At 70.3% G+C, this 17,488-nt stretch carries 15 protein-coding genes and 1 pseudogene; 15 read left to right on the top strand and 1 reads right to left on the bottom strand.

All coding sequences use genetic code 11. The features are described 5' to 3' along the window. The first annotated feature begins 5 nt into the window (after positions 1–5). The 4 genes from E1269_RS22195 to E1269_RS22180 are packed head-to-tail and all read left to right on the top strand — an operon-like array spanning position 6 to position 3,865. Entirely contained in the window at positions 6–1,373 is a 1,368-nt protein-coding gene (locus tag E1269_RS22195; protein ID WP_131898612.1) for an amidohydrolase family protein, read from the top strand. Further along, positions 1,370–2,284, top strand: a complete 915-nt coding sequence (locus E1269_RS22190; protein ID WP_131898610.1) for a cupin domain-containing protein — start codon at positions 1,370–1,372, stop codon at positions 2,282–2,284. Before E1269_RS22195 ends, E1269_RS22190 begins: the two co-directional genes overlap by 4 nt. After that, positions 2,277–2,972: an SDR family NAD(P)-dependent oxidoreductase gene (locus E1269_RS22185; RefSeq protein ID WP_131898608.1), complete on the top strand. Its 696-nt coding sequence runs from the start codon at positions 2,277–2,279 to the stop codon at positions 2,970–2,972. The genes E1269_RS22190 and E1269_RS22185 overlap by 8 nt, the downstream gene beginning before the upstream one ends. Further along, on the top strand, positions 2,969–3,865 hold the full coding sequence (locus E1269_RS22180; RefSeq protein ID WP_203433974.1) for an NAD(P)-dependent oxidoreductase: 897 nt from the start codon (positions 2,969–2,971) through the stop codon (positions 3,863–3,865). Before E1269_RS22185 ends, E1269_RS22180 begins: the two co-directional genes overlap by 4 nt. A gap of 56 nt (positions 3,866–3,921) precedes the next feature. On the opposite strand, the gene ilvD is transcribed toward E1269_RS22180, so the two are convergent. Then, positions 3,922–5,613, bottom strand: coding sequence for a dihydroxy-acid dehydratase (gene ilvD / locus E1269_RS22175; RefSeq protein ID WP_131898606.1), 1,692 nt, complete (start codon positions 5,611–5,613; stop codon positions 3,922–3,924). A gap of 790 nt (positions 5,614–6,403) precedes the next feature. Between ilvD and E1269_RS22170 the strand changes: the two genes are divergently transcribed. The 11 genes and pseudogenes from E1269_RS22170 (at position 6,404) to E1269_RS22125 (ending at position 17,467) form a co-directional block, all read left to right on the top strand. Then, entirely contained in the window at positions 6,404–7,186 is a 783-nt protein-coding gene (locus E1269_RS22170) for a GntR family transcriptional regulator (RefSeq protein ID WP_131898604.1), read from the top strand. A gap of 73 nt (positions 7,187–7,259) precedes the next feature. Then, positions 7,260–8,558 (top strand): extracellular solute-binding protein, encoded by a 1,299-nt coding sequence (locus E1269_RS22165; protein ID WP_162606565.1) that lies wholly within the window; start codon positions 7,260–7,262, stop codon positions 8,556–8,558. A gap of 4 nt (positions 8,559–8,562) precedes the next feature. Next, positions 8,563–9,477 (top strand): carbohydrate ABC transporter permease, encoded by a 915-nt coding sequence (locus E1269_RS22160; protein ID WP_131898600.1) that lies wholly within the window; start codon positions 8,563–8,565, stop codon positions 9,475–9,477. After that, positions 9,474–10,349 carry a carbohydrate ABC transporter permease gene (locus E1269_RS22155; protein ID WP_131898598.1) on the top strand — a complete coding sequence of 292 codons (876 nt, stop codon included), beginning with the start codon at positions 9,474–9,476 and terminating at the stop codon, positions 10,347–10,349. Before E1269_RS22160 ends, E1269_RS22155 begins: the two co-directional genes overlap by 4 nt. Next, positions 10,346–11,296 (top strand): N-acetylglucosamine kinase, encoded by a 951-nt coding sequence (locus tag E1269_RS22150; protein ID WP_203433973.1) that lies wholly within the window; start codon positions 10,346–10,348, stop codon positions 11,294–11,296. Before E1269_RS22155 ends, E1269_RS22150 begins: the two co-directional genes overlap by 4 nt. After that, positions 11,289–11,960 (top strand): N-acetylmannosamine-6-phosphate 2-epimerase, encoded by a 672-nt coding sequence (locus tag E1269_RS22145; RefSeq protein WP_131898596.1) that lies wholly within the window; start codon positions 11,289–11,291, stop codon positions 11,958–11,960. Before E1269_RS22150 ends, E1269_RS22145 begins: the two co-directional genes overlap by 8 nt. Beyond that, on the top strand, positions 11,957–13,240 hold the full coding sequence (locus tag E1269_RS22140) for a hypothetical protein (protein WP_131898594.1): 1,284 nt from the start codon (positions 11,957–11,959) through the stop codon (positions 13,238–13,240). The genes E1269_RS22145 and E1269_RS22140 overlap by 4 nt, the downstream gene beginning before the upstream one ends. A gap of 4 nt (positions 13,241–13,244) precedes the next feature. Further along, on the top strand, positions 13,245–14,018 hold the full coding sequence (locus E1269_RS22135; RefSeq protein WP_203433972.1) for a sugar isomerase domain-containing protein: 774 nt from the start codon (positions 13,245–13,247) through the stop codon (positions 14,016–14,018). A 440-nt stretch (positions 14,019–14,458) separates the two neighbouring features. Beyond that, positions 14,459–15,961 (top strand): hypothetical protein, encoded by a 1,503-nt coding sequence (locus E1269_RS22130; RefSeq protein WP_131898592.1) that lies wholly within the window; start codon positions 14,459–14,461, stop codon positions 15,959–15,961. Between the two features lie 98 nt (positions 15,962–16,059). Next, a pseudogene (locus tag E1269_RS34370) lies at positions 16,060–16,215 on the top strand (IS982 family transposase); the annotation flags it as partial. 178 nt (positions 16,216–16,393) lie between these two features. Then, complete coding sequence (locus E1269_RS22125) at positions 16,394–17,467, top strand: hypothetical protein (RefSeq protein WP_131898590.1); 1,074 nt, start codon at positions 16,394–16,396, stop codon at positions 17,465–17,467. Positions 17,468–17,488: the final 21 nt, after the last annotated feature.

Here is a 17,488-nt window from a genome sequence, read left to right as displayed (position 1 = left end):
GGTCCATGAGAACCCGACTGCTGCTGCGCAACGGTCACGTGATCAGCATGGATCCGGAGATCGGCGACCTGCCCGGCGGGGACGTCCTCATCGAGGACGGCGTCATCGCCGCGGTGCGCCCCGGCCTGTCCGCGCAGGTCGACGACGCCGAGGTGATCGACGCGACCGGCCGCATCGTCCTACCGGGCTTCGTCGACACCCACCGGCACACCTGGGAGACCGCGATCCGCACCTGCGCGCCCGACGCCACGCTCGACGACTACTTCGTCGAGGTGCTCGACAGCTTCGCGCCGCTGTACCGGCCGGAGGACGTGTACGCCAGCAACCTGGCCGGGTCGCTGGAGTGCCTGAACGCCGGCATCACCACACTGGTCGACTGGTCGCACATCAACAACACCAGCCAGCACCCCGACGCCGCCATCGCCGGGCTGCGTGAGAGCGGGATCCGCGCCCAGTACGCCTACGGCTCGGCCAACACGTCGCTGGCGAAGTACTGGTTCAACAGCGCGGAGGTCATCCCCGACAACGACGTGCGCCGGATACGCGACACCTACATCCCCGGCGACGACGGCCTGCTCACGCTGGCGCTGGCCACCCGGGGTCCGGGGTTCTGCCAGGACGACGTCGTCCTGGCGGAGTGGCGACTGGCGCGCGAGCTGGGCATACCGATCACGGTGCATGTCGCCATGGGGCGGCTCGCGGGCCGGTTCGCCATGGTGGAGCAGCTGGACCGGCTCGACCTGCTGGGGCCGGACACCACCTACGTCCACTGCTGCTACTTCAGCGACCACGAATGGCGGCGGGTCGCCGACACCGGCGGCACGGTGTCGATCGCGGCCCAGGTCGAGCTGCAGATGGGTCACGGCTGGCCGCCGGTGAGCAAGAGCTACCGGTTCGGGCTGCGGCCCAGCCTCTCGATCGACGTGGTCACGACGGTGCCCGGCGACATGTTCACCCAGATGCGTGCCGCGTTCGCCGGTGACCGGGCCCGGGTCAACGCCACCTGCTGGGAGGCCGACACCGCCGTGCCGGACAGCATGCTCACCGCCCGCAAGGTGCTGGAGATGGCCACGATCAACGGCGCGCACGTGGCCGGGCTGGAGGACCGCACCGGCTCGCTGACGCCGGGCAAGCGGGCCGACGTCGTACTTATCGACGCCACCGCGCTCAATGTGGCACCGGTGATCGACCCGGTGGCCGCCGTCGCATTGGCGGCGGACGTGTCCAACGTCGAGACCGTGATCGTCGACGGCGTCGTGCGCAAGCGGGACGGAACGCTCGTCGCGGACACCGTCCGGGCCCGGGAGCTGGTCGAGTCCTCCCGCGACTTCCTCGTCGACGAGCTGGGGAAGCGCAGAACGGAGGCGGCATGACGTCGCGGCACCTGGTCCGGCGCGCCGCCCGGGCCGGCTACGACAAGCCGGCCGGCTGGGCCGCCGGCGCCACCGGATACCGGCGGTGGACGGCGGTCGGCGAGGCCGCCGGCGCCGTGCACACCGGGTTCGGCGTCTGCGAGCTCGACCCCGGCGGCTCCGTGCCGGCGCACGTGCACTCGTTCGAGGAGAGCTTCCACGTGCTGTCCGGCTCGGCGGTCGTGAGCACGCCGGACGGCGCACACCGGGTGAGCACGGGCGACTACGGCCTGCTGCCCGTGGCGCTCCGGCACGCGTGGCGCAACGACGGCGACGAGGTGGTGCGGTGGGCGGAGATGCAGGGCCCGCAGCCGCGGGGGCGCTTCGACGACGACACCTTCCTGGTGCCGGAACTGCCGGCGGGCGAGGTGGCGGCCGGGGCCAGCCCCGTCGACGTCCGCGACCCGCGCACGTACCGCTTCGGCAACATCACCCCGTCGCACATGGACGCCTCGAAGCAGTCGCAGGACCTGCTCGCCGTTTCGGCCAGCCTGCGCACGGCGCTGCTGGTCTACAGCGGCATCACCGTCAAGATGATGGTCGACAGCGACCTCGGCGCCCAGCTGACCTCGATGTTCATGGTGCAATACGACCCGGACGGCGCGGCCGGCGCTCACGACCACCCGTTCGAGGAGACGTACCTGATCCTCGACGGCACGGTCGAGGCGTCGTTCGACGGCGAGCGCTACCTGCTCGAGCCCGGCGACATCGCGTGGGCCGGCGTCGGGTGCGTGCACGCGTTCGCCAACGCCGGCGACGGGACCGTCCGCTGGCTGGAGACGCAGGCGCCGCAGCCGCCGCCCCGGTACTCATACCGGTTCGCGCGCGACTGGGACTACTTGCGGGAGACGCTGGGAGGTGACCATGACTGAGCGCCGCACGCTGGTCGTGGTCGGCGGTACGTCCGGCATCGGCCGCGAGCTGGCCGCGCGTCGGGCGGCCGCCGGCGACGACGTCGTCATCACCGGCCGGGATGCCGAACGGACCGCGAAGGTCGCGGCCGAGATCGGCGACCGCGTCCGTGGGGTCGCGGTCGAGCTCTCCGACCCGGCGGGGATCGCCGCGGCATTGGCCGTCATCGACCGCCTCGACCACCTGGTGGTGGCGGCGATCGACCGCGACGAGAACACGGCCGCCGACTACGACTTCTCCCGCGCCGCCCGGCTGGTCACGCTGAAGCTCGTCGGCTACACCGAGGTGATCCACGCGCTGCTGCCCCGGCTGTCCCGCGACGGCGCCGTCGTGCTGTTCGGCGGGCAGGCGCGCGACCGCCCGTACCCCGGATCGACCACGGTGTCCACGATCAACGGCGGCGTGGGCGGCCTGGTGCACACGCTGGCCGTCGAGCTGGCGCCGATCCGGGTCAACGCGATCCACCCGGGCATCGTCGGCGACAGCCCGTACTGGCGCGGCAAGCGGCTGGACGCGGTGCGTGCCCGCACGCCCGGCGGGCGGCTGCCGACCATGGCCGACGTCGCCGACGCGGTCGACTTCCTGCTCCGCAACGGTTCGGTGAACGGCGTGAACCTCAGCGTCGACAACGGCTGGCTGCTGACGTGACGGCTGCCGGGGCGGGTGGGAGGACGGTGGGCCTGGTCGGTGCCGGGCGGATGGGCGCGGCGATGGCTGGCCGGCTACGGAGGGCCGGCCGGGACGTCGTCGTGTTCAACCGCACGCCGGAGCGGGCCCGGGCGGTGGCGGAGGCGACCGGTGCGCGGGTCGCGGGGACCGCACGGGAGGCCGCCGCGGCAGGCACCGTCGTGCTGGTGTCGCTGGCCGACGACGACGCCTGCCGGTCGGTGTACGCGGGACCGGACGGCCTGGCCGCGGGGGTCGGGCCGGACACCGTCGTCGCCGACACCAGCACGGTCGACCCACGGACGGTCGCATCGCTGGCGGCCGCGGTGCGCGAGCGCGGCGGCGGTTTCCTGGACGCGCCGGTGTCCGGGAGCGTGCCGCTGGTGGAGCGTGGCGAGCTGACGGTGATGGTGGGCGGGTCCGCGGGCGACCTGGCCCGGGCGCGGCCGGTGCTCGACCAGCTGGCAAGGCAGATCTTCCACGTCGGCGACACCGGCACCGGCTCCACGATGAAGCTCGCGGTCAACGCGCTGGTGCACGCGCTGAACCAGGCGCTGTCGGAGGCGTTGGTGCTGGCCGAGCGCGCCGGGGTGGAGAGATCGGCGGCCTACGAGGTGTTCGCCGGCAGCGCGGTCGCCGCGCCGTTCGTGCTGTACAAGCGGGCGGCCTTCGAGCAGCCGGAGGAGACGCCGGTGGCGTTCGCCCTGGACCTCGTGGCGAAGGACCTGGATCTCATCCTGGCCCTGGCATCGCGGACCGGGACGCGGATGCCGCAGGCGGCGACCAACCAGCACGTGGTCGAGGCCGCGCTGGCGGCCGGCCTCGGGTCCCAGGACATGAGCGCGCTGGCCGGGTTCCTGGACGTCGGCCCATGATCATCAACGGTTGGCGACGTGATGACGTCGCCAACCGTTGATGATCATGGAGTTGGTCAGTCGCAGACGGCCCCGTTGGCCGCGGAGCCGACCAGCTTCGCGTACTTGGCCAGCACACCGCGCTCGTGCTTGGGCGCGGGCGGCGTCCAGGCCGCGCGGCGGCGCGCCAGCTCGTCGTCGTCGATCAACAGCTCCAGGGTGCGATGGGCGAGGTCCAGGCGGATGCGGTCGCCGTTCCGGACGAACGCGATGGGCCCGCCGTCGACGGCCTCCGGTGCGACGTGGCCGATGCAGGGCCCCGTCGTGCCGCCCGAGAACCGCCCGTCGGTGACCAGCAGGACGTCCTTGCCCAGGCCCGCGCCTTTGATGGCACCGGTGACGGCGAGCATCTCGCGCATGCCGGGGCCGCCCTTCGGGCCCTCGTAGCGGATGACGATGACGTCGTTCTTCTCCAGCGTGTCGTTCTCGACCGCATCCATGGCGCCCCGCTCGCCGTCGAACACCTTCGCGGTGCCCTCGAAGACGGCGGTGTCGAACCCGGCGGACTTGACGACGGCGCCCTCCGGCGCGAGCGAGCCGCGCAGGATCGTGAGCCCGCCGGTCTTGTGGATCGGGTCGGACATCGCGTGGATGATCTTGCCGTCGACGTCCGGCGGCGCGATGTCGGCGAGGTTCTCCGCCATCGTCCTGCCGGTGACGGTCATGGTGTCGCCGTGCAGCAGACCCGCGTCGAGCAGCGCCTTCATGATGACCGGCACGCCGCCGACTCGGTCGACGTCGGTCATGACGTAGCGGCCGAACGGCTTCACGTCGGCCAGGTGCGGCACGCGGTCGCCGATGCGGTTGAAGTCGTCGAGCTCCAGCTTGACGCCGGCCTCGTGCGCGATGGCCATGAGGTGCAGGACGGCGTTCGTGGAGCCGCCGACCGCCATGACCACGGCGATGGCGTTCTCGAACGCCTCCTTGGTCAGGATGTCGCGGGTGGTGATGCCCAGGCGCAGCAGGTTGACGACGGCCTCGCCGGACTTGCGGGCGTACCCGTCGCGGCGACGGTCGACCGCCGGCGGCGCGGCGCTGCCGGGCAGCGACATGCCCAGCGCCTCGGCCGCGCTGGCCATGGTGTTGGCGGTGTACATGCCGCCGCAGGCGCCCTCGCCGGGACAGATGGCCCGTTCGATCTCGTCGACCTCCTCGCGGGTGATGAGCCCGCGGGCGCAGGCGCCGACCGCTTCGAACGCGTCGATGATGGTGACCTCGCGGTCGCCCACCTTGCCGGGCAGGATGGAGCCGGCGTAGAGGAAGGTGGCGGCGACGTCGAGCCGGGCGGCCGCCATCAGCATGGCCGGCGCGGACTTGTCGCAGCCGGCCAGCAGCACCGCGCCGTCGAGCCGCTCGGCACCGAACACGGTCTCGACGGAGTCGGCGATGACCTCGCGCGACACCAGCGAGTAGTGCATGCCCTCATGGCCCATCGAGATGCCGTCGGACACCGAGATGGTGCCGAACTCCAGCGGATAGCCGCCGCCGGCGTGCACCCCCTCCTTCGACGCCTTGGCCAGGCGGTCCAGCGAGAGGTTGCACGGGGTGATCTCGTTCCACGACGAGCCGACGCCGATCTGCGGCTTCTCCCAGTCGTCGTCGGTCATGCCTACGGCGCGGAGCATGCCGCGAGCCGCGGCGCGCTCGAGACCGTCGGTGACCGCCCGGGAGTGCGGCTTGAGGTCGGGCTTGGAGGGAGTCACGGTCATGCGCTCACGCTAGTCCCGTCGTCCAGTTGAAAAGACGCGAGTCCGGAATCCGGACTTTCGTCCTACCCAGCCTCACCACCACGCCTTCCAATGAGCACCTATACGCACCACCTGACCCGGTGCGTATACCTCGATGGCTCACGATCTTGAGCGTGCTGCTGGTGAGTCCGTGATCTTGCCGCCGCCGACGCCGCTGTCCGGGTGCCGGTCGCGGTGGCCTGCCGGGTCCTGAAGCTCGCCCGCCAGCCGTATTACCGGTGGCTGGCCAACCCCGTGCCCACCGGTGAGCTGGAGCAGGCGTAGGCCTTGACGTAGGCCACCCAGCCGCGGTCGATCGATTCCCACGGCGACGGGTCGGCGGCGGCCATTCGTTGCGCCGCCCCTTCGATCTCGTCAAGCATCGCCCACCAGCTCGGTTTGAATCTGATCCATCGTTGAGCGGCGACGGAGGCGCAATGCCCGCAGGGCTCACTGAATGCGGGAACGTGGGCAGTTACCGGAGCGATGTTCTAGGACCTGGCGCTGGCACTGGGCTTCCCCGACTACGTCGTAACCTCGACGCCTTCAACGACTGCCCCTCTGTCGCCGTCAGGTCCTGTCGCGACGATCAGCGAATGGACGGGATTGGACCAGTTGCGACGCGACCCGGTTGAAAGGTCGCTGGCCTGCGGCATCACCACGTCCAACTGCGGACGACTGGTCTAACGCAGGTTCGGCCGTTCTCTGGTGCCGCCTGGCGGCCTGGACTATAAAGGGGCGCATCTCAACCCCACGCCGAGGAGCGCACACCATGGCGAACGACGCATTCGGGGCGGCGACCGGCAAGGTCGCCCATGTGCGCGGTCGCCTGCTGGAGCTCATCGACCACGGCGACGAAGGCGTCGCGCTCCCGTCGGAACGCCGGCTGGCGCACGACCTGGGAGTGGCCCGCATGACCCTGCGGCGGGCCCTCGACGACCTGACGACGGCCGGGTTCGTCGTGCGCGAGCACGGCCGGGGCAACTTCGTCGCGCGACCGAAGTTGGTCCGCCGTCTCGCGACGACCTCGCTCTCCGAGGAGATGCGCAGCCGCGGTCTCGTCCCGGGCAGCGAGACGTTGGAGTTCCGGCGGCTCCCGGCCGGCCCACGGCAGGCCCGCACGCTGCGCATCCCCGTCCACACCCCGATCGTCCGGTTCACTAGGCTCCGCACGGCCGACGGCGACCCCATCGGCCTGGAGACCACCTGGGTCGCCGACGAGGTCGTCCCCGGCCTGACGCCGGCGGACCTGAACGGATCCTGGTACGACTTGCTGGCCGGCCGCTACGGCATCCCGATCCTCACCGGCCGCACGACCATCGAGCCGACGCTGATCGACGAGCAGGGCGCCGCCCTGCTGCACACCGAGCCGGGACGTCCGGCGTTCCAGCTCGACGTCGTCACGTTCGGCGCCAACGGCCGGGTCGTCGAGTGCGGCACGGACATCTTCCGCGGCGACCGGTTCCAGCTCACGGCCGAGCTGCGGCCCGTTCCCGCCCCCATCCCACGCCGGCATGCCCGCGGCGTCAGACCCGCCGGCCGGTCCACCCGCTGAGCCACCAGGCCCAGCGACGCGCCTGATCTTCCGTGCCGCCCCCCGTGGGCGGCCCGACGAAAGCGAGCAACCCATGAGTGCACGTCCGCGCACCCGCACGGTCCTGATACCGGCCCTGGCCCTGCTGGCGGTCGCCGCCGGCTGCGGCTCCGACGGCGACTCGACCGGCGACGGCGGCGACCAGATCGAGCTGACCTACTGGACTCACACGCACCCGCCGATGACCGAACTGAACAAGCAACTCATCGCCGAGTACGAAGAGGCGAACCCGAACGTCACCATCACATACGAGACCATCCCGAACAACGACTTCGGCACCAAGATGCTGACGTCGCTGAGCAACGGCTCCGGCCCGGACATCATCAACATGGACGACAGCGCACTGCGCGGCGAGTACATCCCGAAGCAGCTGCTCGCGCCGATCGAACCGTCCGCCTTCGGCGCGGAGTCCGTCGAGGAGCTCGAGGCTCTCTACGTCGACGGCACGCTCGACGGCGCGAAGGGCGACGACGGCACCCTCTACGGCGTGCCCAGCGAGTTCAACGCGACGGCGTTCGCCATCAACACCCAGCACTTCGCCGAAGCCGGTCTCGACCCGGCGAACCCGCCGGCCACCTGGGACGACGTGTCCGAGTACGGCCAGCAGCTGGTCGCCGCCGGGCACGAGGGCTTCAACTTCGTCTACCTGCACGCCGGCTGGTACACCCAGCAGCTGCAGACCCTGCTGAACGAGACCGGCGGCTCGATCCTCAACGACGACGGCACCGCCTCCGCCCTCACCGAGCCGAAGTCGGTCGAGGCGCTGCAGATCTGGCACGACCTCATCCGCGAGGACGAGGTCGGCAACGCCGACACCGCCTCGCGCGAGGCGACCTCGCCGTTCGAGGACTTCGCCTCGGGCCGGCGGTCGATGACGATGATCTACCCGTGGGCCGTCGAGCAGATCGCCCAGGACAACCCCGAGACCTTCGAGAACTTGGCCGTCGTCCCGCTCCCGCAGGTCGACCCGGCCAACCCGTCCGGGCGCTGGTACGGCTACTACTTCGCGGTGAACAAGGCCTCCGAGCAGCAGGAGGAGGCGTGGAAGTTCATCGAGTACATGACCTCGCAGCACGATCGCTGGCTCACCGACGTGAACTTCGTCCAGCCGCTGAAGGACTGGGAGCAGTCCGAGGCGGCGGCGAACATCCCGTTCCTCGAGGTCTGGTCGCAGGCCTACCAGCAGGGCAAGTTCGACGAGGTCGGCCCGCACTGGAGCGAGGTGCAGGACGCGATCAAGGCGGCCGTCGAGCGGTCCATCTTCGACGGGCAGCCACCGGCCGAGAGCCTCGAGGAGGCCTCGGAGTCCGTCGATCAGAGCGTCACGAGCTAGTCGCATGGCGTTGACTCGAACCGCACCAGCACGGGCCCGCTCCGGGCGAGCCCGTGCCCCGAGGCCCGGCCGCAGCGGCTGGCGGCGCCGCCGCAACGCCGTCGGGCTCGCGTTCGCGCTGCCCGCGCTGGTGCTCTTCGCGGCGTTCGCGATCTATCCGATGCTGCGGGTGTTCCAGCTCAGCCTGTACGACTACAACCTGACCAGCCCGCCGGTCTGGGTCGGGCTGGACAACTTCCGCTTGCTCTTCGGCGACGAGCGTTTCCTCGCCTCGCTCGGCGCCTCGTTGTTCTACGTCGTCGTCACCTACGGGCCCGCGGTGCTGCTGGCACTCGTGCTGGCGCTCGGCCTGAACACCCGGATGCGGGGCAGCGCGTTCGTCCGCCTGCTGTACTTCGCGCCGGTGGCGACGTCATGGGTGGCGGTGTCGGTCATCTGGCGTCTGGTCCTCCAACCCGAAGGACTGCTCAACCAGACCCTGAACACCGACATCCCCTGGCTGACGTCGAGTACCTGGGCCAAGTGGGCCATCGCCATCGCCGCCATCTGGAAAGAGGTCGGTTTCTTTCTGATCATCTTCCTGGCCGGCCTGCAGAACATCCCGAAAGACCTGCAGGAGGCCGCGGCCCTCGACGGCGCCGGGTCGCTGCGGCGGCTGCGCTACGTCACCCTGCCGCTGCTCAAGCCGATCACCGTCGTCGTCCTCGTGATGGCGATAATCCGCGGATTCCAGTCGTTCAGCCCGCAGGTCGTGCTCACCGGCGGCAGCTTCGGCACCGAGGTGATCAACCTGTTCGTCTACAAGACGGCCTTCGCCAGCGCCCGCATGGGCCGCGCCTCCGCCGTCGCCGTAGTCATGTTCATCCTGCTGCTTATGGTCACGTTCGTGCAGTTGCGCGCCCTGCGGAAGTCGGCATGAGCGCCGGGGTCATCGAGCGGCCGACGACGGCGCCCGCGTCGCGCCGGCGCCGCCCGGTCGGGCGGATCGCGGTGTTCGTGCTGCTGATCGCAGGCGGGCTGGTGTTCGCGTCGGTGTTCGTCTACGCGGCGCTGTCCGCGGTGAAACCGGCCGACGAGGTGCTGGCGAACCCGATGCGCTGGCTGCCGACGGAGTGGCTCTGGGGCAACGTCGCGCTGCCGTTCGAACAGGCGCCGTTCGCGCGGTACTACCTCAACAGCACCGTGGTCGGCGTCTCGGTAACGGTGCTCAACGTCATCACGTGCACGCTGGCCGGGTACAGCTTCTCGAAGTTCGTGTACCGCGGGCGCAACGTGCTGTTCGTCGTCGTGCTGGCGACCTTGATGGTGCCGCTCGAGGTCATCTACGTCCCGCTGTACGCGCTGGTCTTCGACCTGGGCTGGGTGAACAGCTTCGCCGGGCTGATCATCCCGTCGGCCACCAGCGCCTTCGGGATCTTCCTGATGCGCCAGAGCATCGACGGACTGCCCGACGAGCTGCTCGAGGCAGCCCGCATCGACGGCGCCGGCGAGCTGCGCATTCTCTGGAACGTCGTGACGCCGATGATGGCCTCACCCATGGCGGCGCTGGCGCTGTTCATCTTCATGACGAACTGGGACAGCCACCTGTGGCCGCTGCTGGTTGGCAACGACGAGGAGCACCGGACGCTGCCCGTCGGGCTTGCGGCGATGCAGGCCAACAACCTGGGCTCCGGCGGCATCCCGATGATGATGGCCGCTGCGCTGCTGGCCCTGCTTCCCACGCTGCTGCTCTTCCTCGTCCTGCAGCGCAAGTTCGTCGAAGGGATCACCATGACGGCAGGAATCAAGTGAGCCTTGAGATCGCCGTCGACGGCGGGCAGACGAACCTGCGGATGGCCCTGGTCCGCGACGGTGCCGTCGCCGAGATCGCCCATGCCGGCGGCTTCGCCTACAGCGCCGGGACCGACCTGCTCGACAGCGTCGCCGACGCGGTGACCGAGGCGTTCGACGCACTCGGCGCGCCGGCCGGAGTCGGGCGGATCTGCCTCGGCCTCACCGCGGCGCCGCTGCAGCCGGACCGGCGCCGGCGGTTGGCGGAGTCCATCCACGACCGGCTCGGCGGAGCCGAGGTCTGGCTCGGGCCCGACATGGTCACCGCACACGCCGGTGCGCTCGGCGGCACGGCCGGCGTCGTGACGACGGCCGGCACCGGCGTGGTCTGCCTCGGCATCGACCTTAGCGGCGGGGCGCACCAAGCGGACGGCCACGGCTACCTGTTGGGCGACTCCGGCAGCGGGTTCGCCATCGGCCGGGCGGCACTGCGCGCGGTGCTGGCCGCCCGCGACGGCCGCGGCCCGGCGACGGCGCTGACCGACGCCGCGCGCGACGCCTTCGGTGACCTCGCCGGCCTGTCGCAGCACATCTACACCTCGCCGGCACCCGTACGGGTCATCGCGAGCTGCACCTCGTGGGTGGCCGCGGTCGCCCGCGCCGGCGATCCGGTCGCCCGGAACATCTGGGCCGGCGCCGTCGACGACCTGGTCGCGACGACGGCCGCCGTGGTGCGGCGGGCGGACCCCGGTGGCGGCGAGGTCCCGCTGTCGTACACCGGTGGACTGTTCGCCATCGACGACCTCGTGCGGCGGCCGTTTCTCGACGCCGTACGCGCCCGTTGCCCGGGCGTGCTGGTGCACGAGCCGCTGGGGAACCCGCTCGACGGCGCCGTGCGGCTGCTGGCCAGCGGGCTCGGTCCATACACACCGCTGATGCTGACCGCCGGGAGTGACGCCCATGTCTGACGCCGTGTTCCCCTTTCGCTCCATCGTCGTCTCCTGCCAGGCCGGCGCGGACAACCCGCTGCACGGGCCAGGTCCGATGGCTCTCATGGCGCGAGCCGCCGCGGCGGGCGGGGCGGCCGGGATCCGGGCCAATGGGCCGGACGACGTGGCCGCCATCAGCGCGGTCGTCGACCTGCCCATCCTCGGCATCAACAAGACCGGTGATCGCGCCGGCGTGTACATCACGCCGTCGTTCGAGTCGGCCGCCGCGGTGGTGCGGGCCGGCGCGACGGTAATCGCTCTCGACGGGACGCCGCGGCCACGGCCCGACGGTGCCAGCCTGGCCGACCTGGTGGCCGCGATTCACGACCGGCTCGGTGTCCCCGTCATGGCCGACGTCGACTCCCTGGCCGCCGGCCGGCACGCGCGGGCGGCAGGCGTCGATCTGGTCGGCACCACGCTCGCCGGCTACACCGGCGAGTCGGCCGACGGCGACGGGCCCGACCTCGCGCTCGTCCGTGAGCTCGCGGCCGAGGTTGACTGCCCGATCGTCGCCGAGGGCCGGTTTTGGAGCAGGGACGACGTGCTCGCGGGCTTCGAGGCCGGGGCGCACACCGTCGTCGTCGGGACCGCGATCACCAATCCCATGGCGATCACCCGGCGCCTGGTCGAGGCGGTGCGATGAGGGCCGGCCACGGGACCGCGCTGCTGAGCGTGCCCGACGGCACGCCGATGGGCGGGTATGCCGCCCGCACCGAGCCCTCGTCCGGTGCGCTGGCGCCCCTGCAGGTCGACTGCGTGTCGATCGCCGCGGGAGCGGACCGGTTCCTGCTGGTCGTGGCCGAACTGGTCGGCGTCAACGCCGATCTCGCCGCGGAGGTCCGCAGCCGGGTCGCGGCGGCGCTGGACGGCGTGCCGGCGGACGTCTGGGTGTGCGCGACCCACACCCACTCCGGCCCCGACATCGGCTCCCGGCCCGGCGGCGGCACGACGCCCGCGGCTTGGCTGTCCGCCGTCGCGGACGCGGCGGTCGAGGCGGCCCGGCAGGCCACGGCCACGGAGACCGAGTGCGCCGCGGGTCACCACGAGGGCGTGCTCGACGGCGTCGGCGCCCGCCGCAGCGTCGCCACCGGCGAGCGGCGGGTGCCGGTGGACGTGCTTCGCTTCGGCGCCGAGCGGCTCGCGGGCGTGCTGGCTGTGCTGCCCGTGCACCCGACGGTGCTGCCCGCGGAGTCGTCCGTCGTCAGCGGCGACCTCACCGCGTGGATCCGCGATGCGCTTCGCACCCGGTTGGGTAACGGGGACGAGGACCTGGCCGGCGCGGAGCCGCCGTGGGTGGTCGTCGCCACCGGCGCGGCCGGCGACATCAGCACCCGGTGGACGCGCACCGGGCAGACCCAGGCCGAGGGCCGGCGGCTCGCGGAGCTGGCGGCGCAGCAGCTGGCCGCCCTGCTCGCGGCCGGACCAGGCCGACCCTGGACCGCCGACGACGGCATCGCGGCGGCCCGGCGGTCACTGACCCTGTCGGCCCGGCGGGACGACCGGGTCAGGCTCGACCGGCTCCGCGACGCCTTCGCCGAGCATCTCGCCACGACGGCGCCGGGCGATCCGGCGGGCCGGGCAGCGATCACGGCGCTGCAAGGCGTCGAGGCGGCGGCGGCTCGGGCCGACGACACCGCGGACGTGACCGTGGAGCTGGCCACGGTCCGGCTCGGCGCACTGACGCTACGCGGCATCGGCGGCGAGCCGTTCCTCTCGCTGCGCGACGCGGTGACGCCGCCGGACGTGGACGGTCCGTCGGTGCTGCTGGGGTACGCCAACGGCTACGCCGGCTACCTTCCCGCCGCCGACGACTTCAAGACGCCCGCCTACGAGGTCCTCATCTCCCCATTTTGCCCCGACGCCGCCGCACACGTCGCCGGGGCACTGCACGGGCTCGCCCATCGACCCACCCACGGAGGCTGATCACGTGACTGCGACCGACCTCGAGCCGATCGGCCAGCAGGCCGCCGCGCGCATCCTGCGGGAAGCGGCCGACCGGCTGATCGCCACGCAGGCCGACGCCATCTCCGCGGCCGCCCGGCTGATCGCCGACGGACTGCGCGCCGGCGGGCTGATCCAGGCGTTCGCGACTGGTCACTCCCGCTCGATCACGGCCGAGATCGTCGGCCGGGCGGGCGGTCTCGTCCCAGCGAACGCGCTCTCGATCAAGGACCTCGTCATGTACGGCGGCGCCGACCCGCGCGAGATCCTCGACCCCACGTGCGAGCGCGACCCGGCGCTCGCCCAGCGCATCCTGAACCTCGCCGAGATTCACCCCCACGACGTCTTCGTCATCACCTCGAACTCCGGTGGCAACGGCTCGGTGGTCGAGATGGCACGGCTGGCCAAGGCCGGCGGGCACCCCGTCATCGCGATCACGTCGGCCGAGCACAGCGGCCAGATCACGTCGCGGCACCCGTCCGGCCAGCGGCTGTTCGAGCTGGCCGACGTGGTGATCGACAACGGTGCTCCGCGCGGAGACGCCGCGCTCGCGTTGCCCGCCGGCGTCCGCATCACCCCGACTTCGTCGCTGACGGGCGTGCTGATCGCGCAGCTGCTGGTGACGGAGGTGTGCGGGCTCCTGCTCGCGGCCGGCGCGGAGGTGCCGGTGCTCGTCTCCGCGAACGTCCCCGAGGGCGACGCGCACAACGAGGCGCTCTTTGCCCGCTACGGCACGCGGCTGCGCCCGACGGAGCCGTGAGCCGGGGGAGCCGCCCAGCCCGAGGCAACATCCAGGTGCCCTGTCGCACCGAACCGCAAAGAATCACCGCGAAACGGCCAGCCAAAACGCCACAACTCTCGCTCTCACCAACCCTATGAAAGGCCCAAACTAGTCAGATCCCGGGCCTTGCGCAGGGTGAGATCGGCCTTCGTCCGCACAATCAAACTGGTCCACTGCATAACGCGACACGCCTCGCAATCTCGATTGCGCTGTTGGGTTAATGCCGGGGTTCCGTTGGAGCATACAAACCAATCAAATAGAGACGGTCCGTGGCCAGACCCACAAGCTCCGATCAGTTCGCCATCTCGCGGTCGAAGTCCTCTTGTCGCACCCCGTCCAAGGCAGGACCCAAGGAAAGGGCGTTTCGCTGGCACGCTGACGTGGTTTCACGTCCCATCCGAGTCAGGAGAGATGATCACATGAAGCAGCTCAACAGACGCGAAATCTTAAAACTTACCGGCGCAGCAGGAGCAGCGGGTCTTGTGGCTAACTCACCCTTTGGCGGGTTGGTTGCCGGGGCGCAACCCGCCACCTCCGCCGTAGCGACCAAATCGTCACCGTTGGGCGTAGGATCACGCGGCTACTACTTGACGTTCGGCAGAATTCCCACCGTAACTCTCGAGACATGGCGGTCCATTATGGACAGTTTTGCCGAGGATGGTGTCGACCATGTAGTCCTGTACCTAGGCGGTGCATTCAGATCACGCAAGTACCCCATCACCTGGCAGTACAATAAGGAACACGAAAACGTCCGTCACAATTTCGTCGGGCCGCTCATCGACTATGCGCACCGCCGCAATATCAAGATCCTGCTGGGCTTCACTCCCTACACCTACGACGGCACGAACCAGTACGCGTTCCAACGACCGGACCTGAAGGGGATACAGGCAAACGGGAACCTGGCCCGTTTGCAAGGCATCCATTCTTGGGGCTACAACCTCAACCCCACCAAGACGGACACCAAGAGATTTATGCTCGACTATGTGCGCGAGATGTACTTCGAGTTCTACCCCAACGCCGATGGACTTCTGATCGAGTCCGCGGATATCGACATCTGCCTCGGCGGTGACTGCGGCGGCCCCACCCGCTACTACGAGATCGAGTACGAGTTTGTGCAGCAGATCTCCGAAGAGGTATGGGCTCACAACCAGGGTGCCCAGATTTTAGTTTATCCGCACTACTTTACTGGCGCACCCAACGGCGCAGATATGCCCTATGACCCTCGCTGGGGCCTGTTCTTCACCCCATGGACAGTCAATTTGGAGTTGGCAAAGCGTGCGTCCTACGCGTACTACTTCGACCTCGACGTCCTCGACAAGTCGCCTCGATACGTGCAGGCCAGCGTAAAGTACGCGCGAGACAATGGCTTCGCCGGCTACCTGCCCTCCCACGAGTTCTTCACCTATGTGCCCGAACACGCCGAAATCGGCGATACCAGCGTGATCGGGCGCCAACTCCATCCATTCGGAATCGAAGTTATCGGACTGGACGAGAACCCCTACACCGACCCACTTGTGGCCGTCAATCGCACCGCATATCGCGAATATTCCCGCAATCCCGACCTTTCCGACGACGCCTTCCGCGTGCTTCTCGGTCAAGCCGTTTTTGGCGACAGTGCAACTGATCAAGATATTGACGATCTACTGTCCATGCACGATGCATACTATTTCGGCAAGTCATTGTTTTCCCCTGCCGCTCAAGCTGACCCACTCATACTCCGACACAACCTTGAGCGTGGCATCATGAGCTCCGACGATCTGCGGCGCGTCCACGACGGTCTCGAGGCGCTCCCAGCGGTGACCCATCGACTACGGACCTCACCTAATCCAGCAGTGCGACACCTGTCACGCCACGCCGAGCTCATCACAAAAAATTGGCGCCCTGCAGATCGAGAACTGCTCGCATCCCACCTCGGCACCTAGATGAGTGAGCCGTATTTGATCTTGCGGCGTGTCGGTGCCGGTAGACGTGGACGGAGGGCGTCGGTGATCAGAGTGGGACCAATGATCTTGACGCCCTCCTGACCGCACTCCATGTCGATGTCGAGGATCGTGTCTTCCCCGCGCTGGGATGGACCGGTGATCATGTGCCGGGCCGCAAGCCACGGCTGTCCGACGCCGAGCTGATCTGTCTGGCAGTGGCGCAGCACCTGCTCGGGTTCGCATCGGAGCGACGCGGCCGGCGCAGCCTCGCCGCGCCCTGTTTGCGTGCGTGGGCGGCGTCGACGACGTTCGCGTCCGCCCGGACCACGACCTGCTCCCCCAGCACGAGGTTCGGTCGGGCGAACAGCGGCGGGCGGCGAGCTTCACCGGGCGTTCACGTCGGCGCCGACCGCGCCCGGTACGGTCGCGGCCATGGTTGACGCTGGACAGCTGCCGAGCCGTCGCTCGCTCGTCGCCGGGGCGCTCGCCGCCGGTGGGCTCGCCGCTCTCGGGAGGACGACGGCGTTCGGCGCGCCCTCGGACCGGGCGGCGTCTCCGCGGGTGCTCGTCGCCACCAACGAGCCGTGGGGGACGTACCACGTGCGGCCGCTGTTGCCGGAGATCGTCCGACGCGGCTGGGACGTGCGCCAGCTGGTACCGGACCTGTCGCAGATCGCGCCGGACGAGACGGTACCCGTCGTGACCCTCGACGACGACCCGGACGCGGACCTGCTCGTGGTCACCGGCGCCACCGACTGGCCGGCCGACTGCGTCGCCACGTTCGGCCGGCGGGTACCGCTGGTCGCGACGTCGCTGGCGTACCTCAACGCCACCGAGGCATCGCGGGCGCGGGAGCTGCGCGACCGGCTGCGGCTGGTGACGTCGTCGTCCCCGGCAGAGGGCCGGGCGTTCGCCGCGCACCTCGGCACCCGGCGGCGGGTGCGCGTCGTGGGCTCGCCGCAGACCGACACGCTGCCGGTGCCAGCGCCGGAGCCGGACACCGTCCTCGTCCTGACCAGCGTCACCTATCCGGACCAGACCGGCGGCGCCGCGCCCGGCACCCAGCTGCTCCTGGACGCAGCGGCCGCGCTCGAGGCGGCCGGCAAGCACATCCTGGTGGGGCTGCACCCGCGCGAGGACCCGTCGCTGTGGAGTCGCTACGAGATCAGCCCGGTCGCGTCGCTGCAGGCCTCGGCTCGGGCGGAGGCGGCCATCGGCATTCCCGGTACGGTGTTCCCGCTGATCGTCGCGGCAGGGGTGCCTGTCGTCGGCTGCGTCGACCCGGCGCTGGAGATTCCGGAGTACCTGCTGCGGGTCTGCTCGTCGACCATCACCGCGGCCTCGGCGGCGGTGCAGGCCGTGGCCTCGGCCGAGCTGCCGGACGCGGAGACGCTGGCCGACGTGGTCGGCCCGGTCGGCGGCTCGTCGGCCCGCCTGCTGGACGCCTGGAACCTCGCCGCGCGGCCGCGATCGGTGCCGGCAGGGGCTTCACCGTTGACGTTGTAATCCGAAATGCGACGTTTGCAA

Origin of the sequence: Jiangella asiatica (assembly GCF_004349065.1) — a bacterium.
Classification (GTDB): Bacteria; Actinomycetota; Actinomycetes; order Jiangellales; family Jiangellaceae; genus Jiangella; species Jiangella asiatica.
Note: the sequence above shows the minus strand (reverse complement) of the source record. Positions and strands in the feature narration are given on the sequence as shown.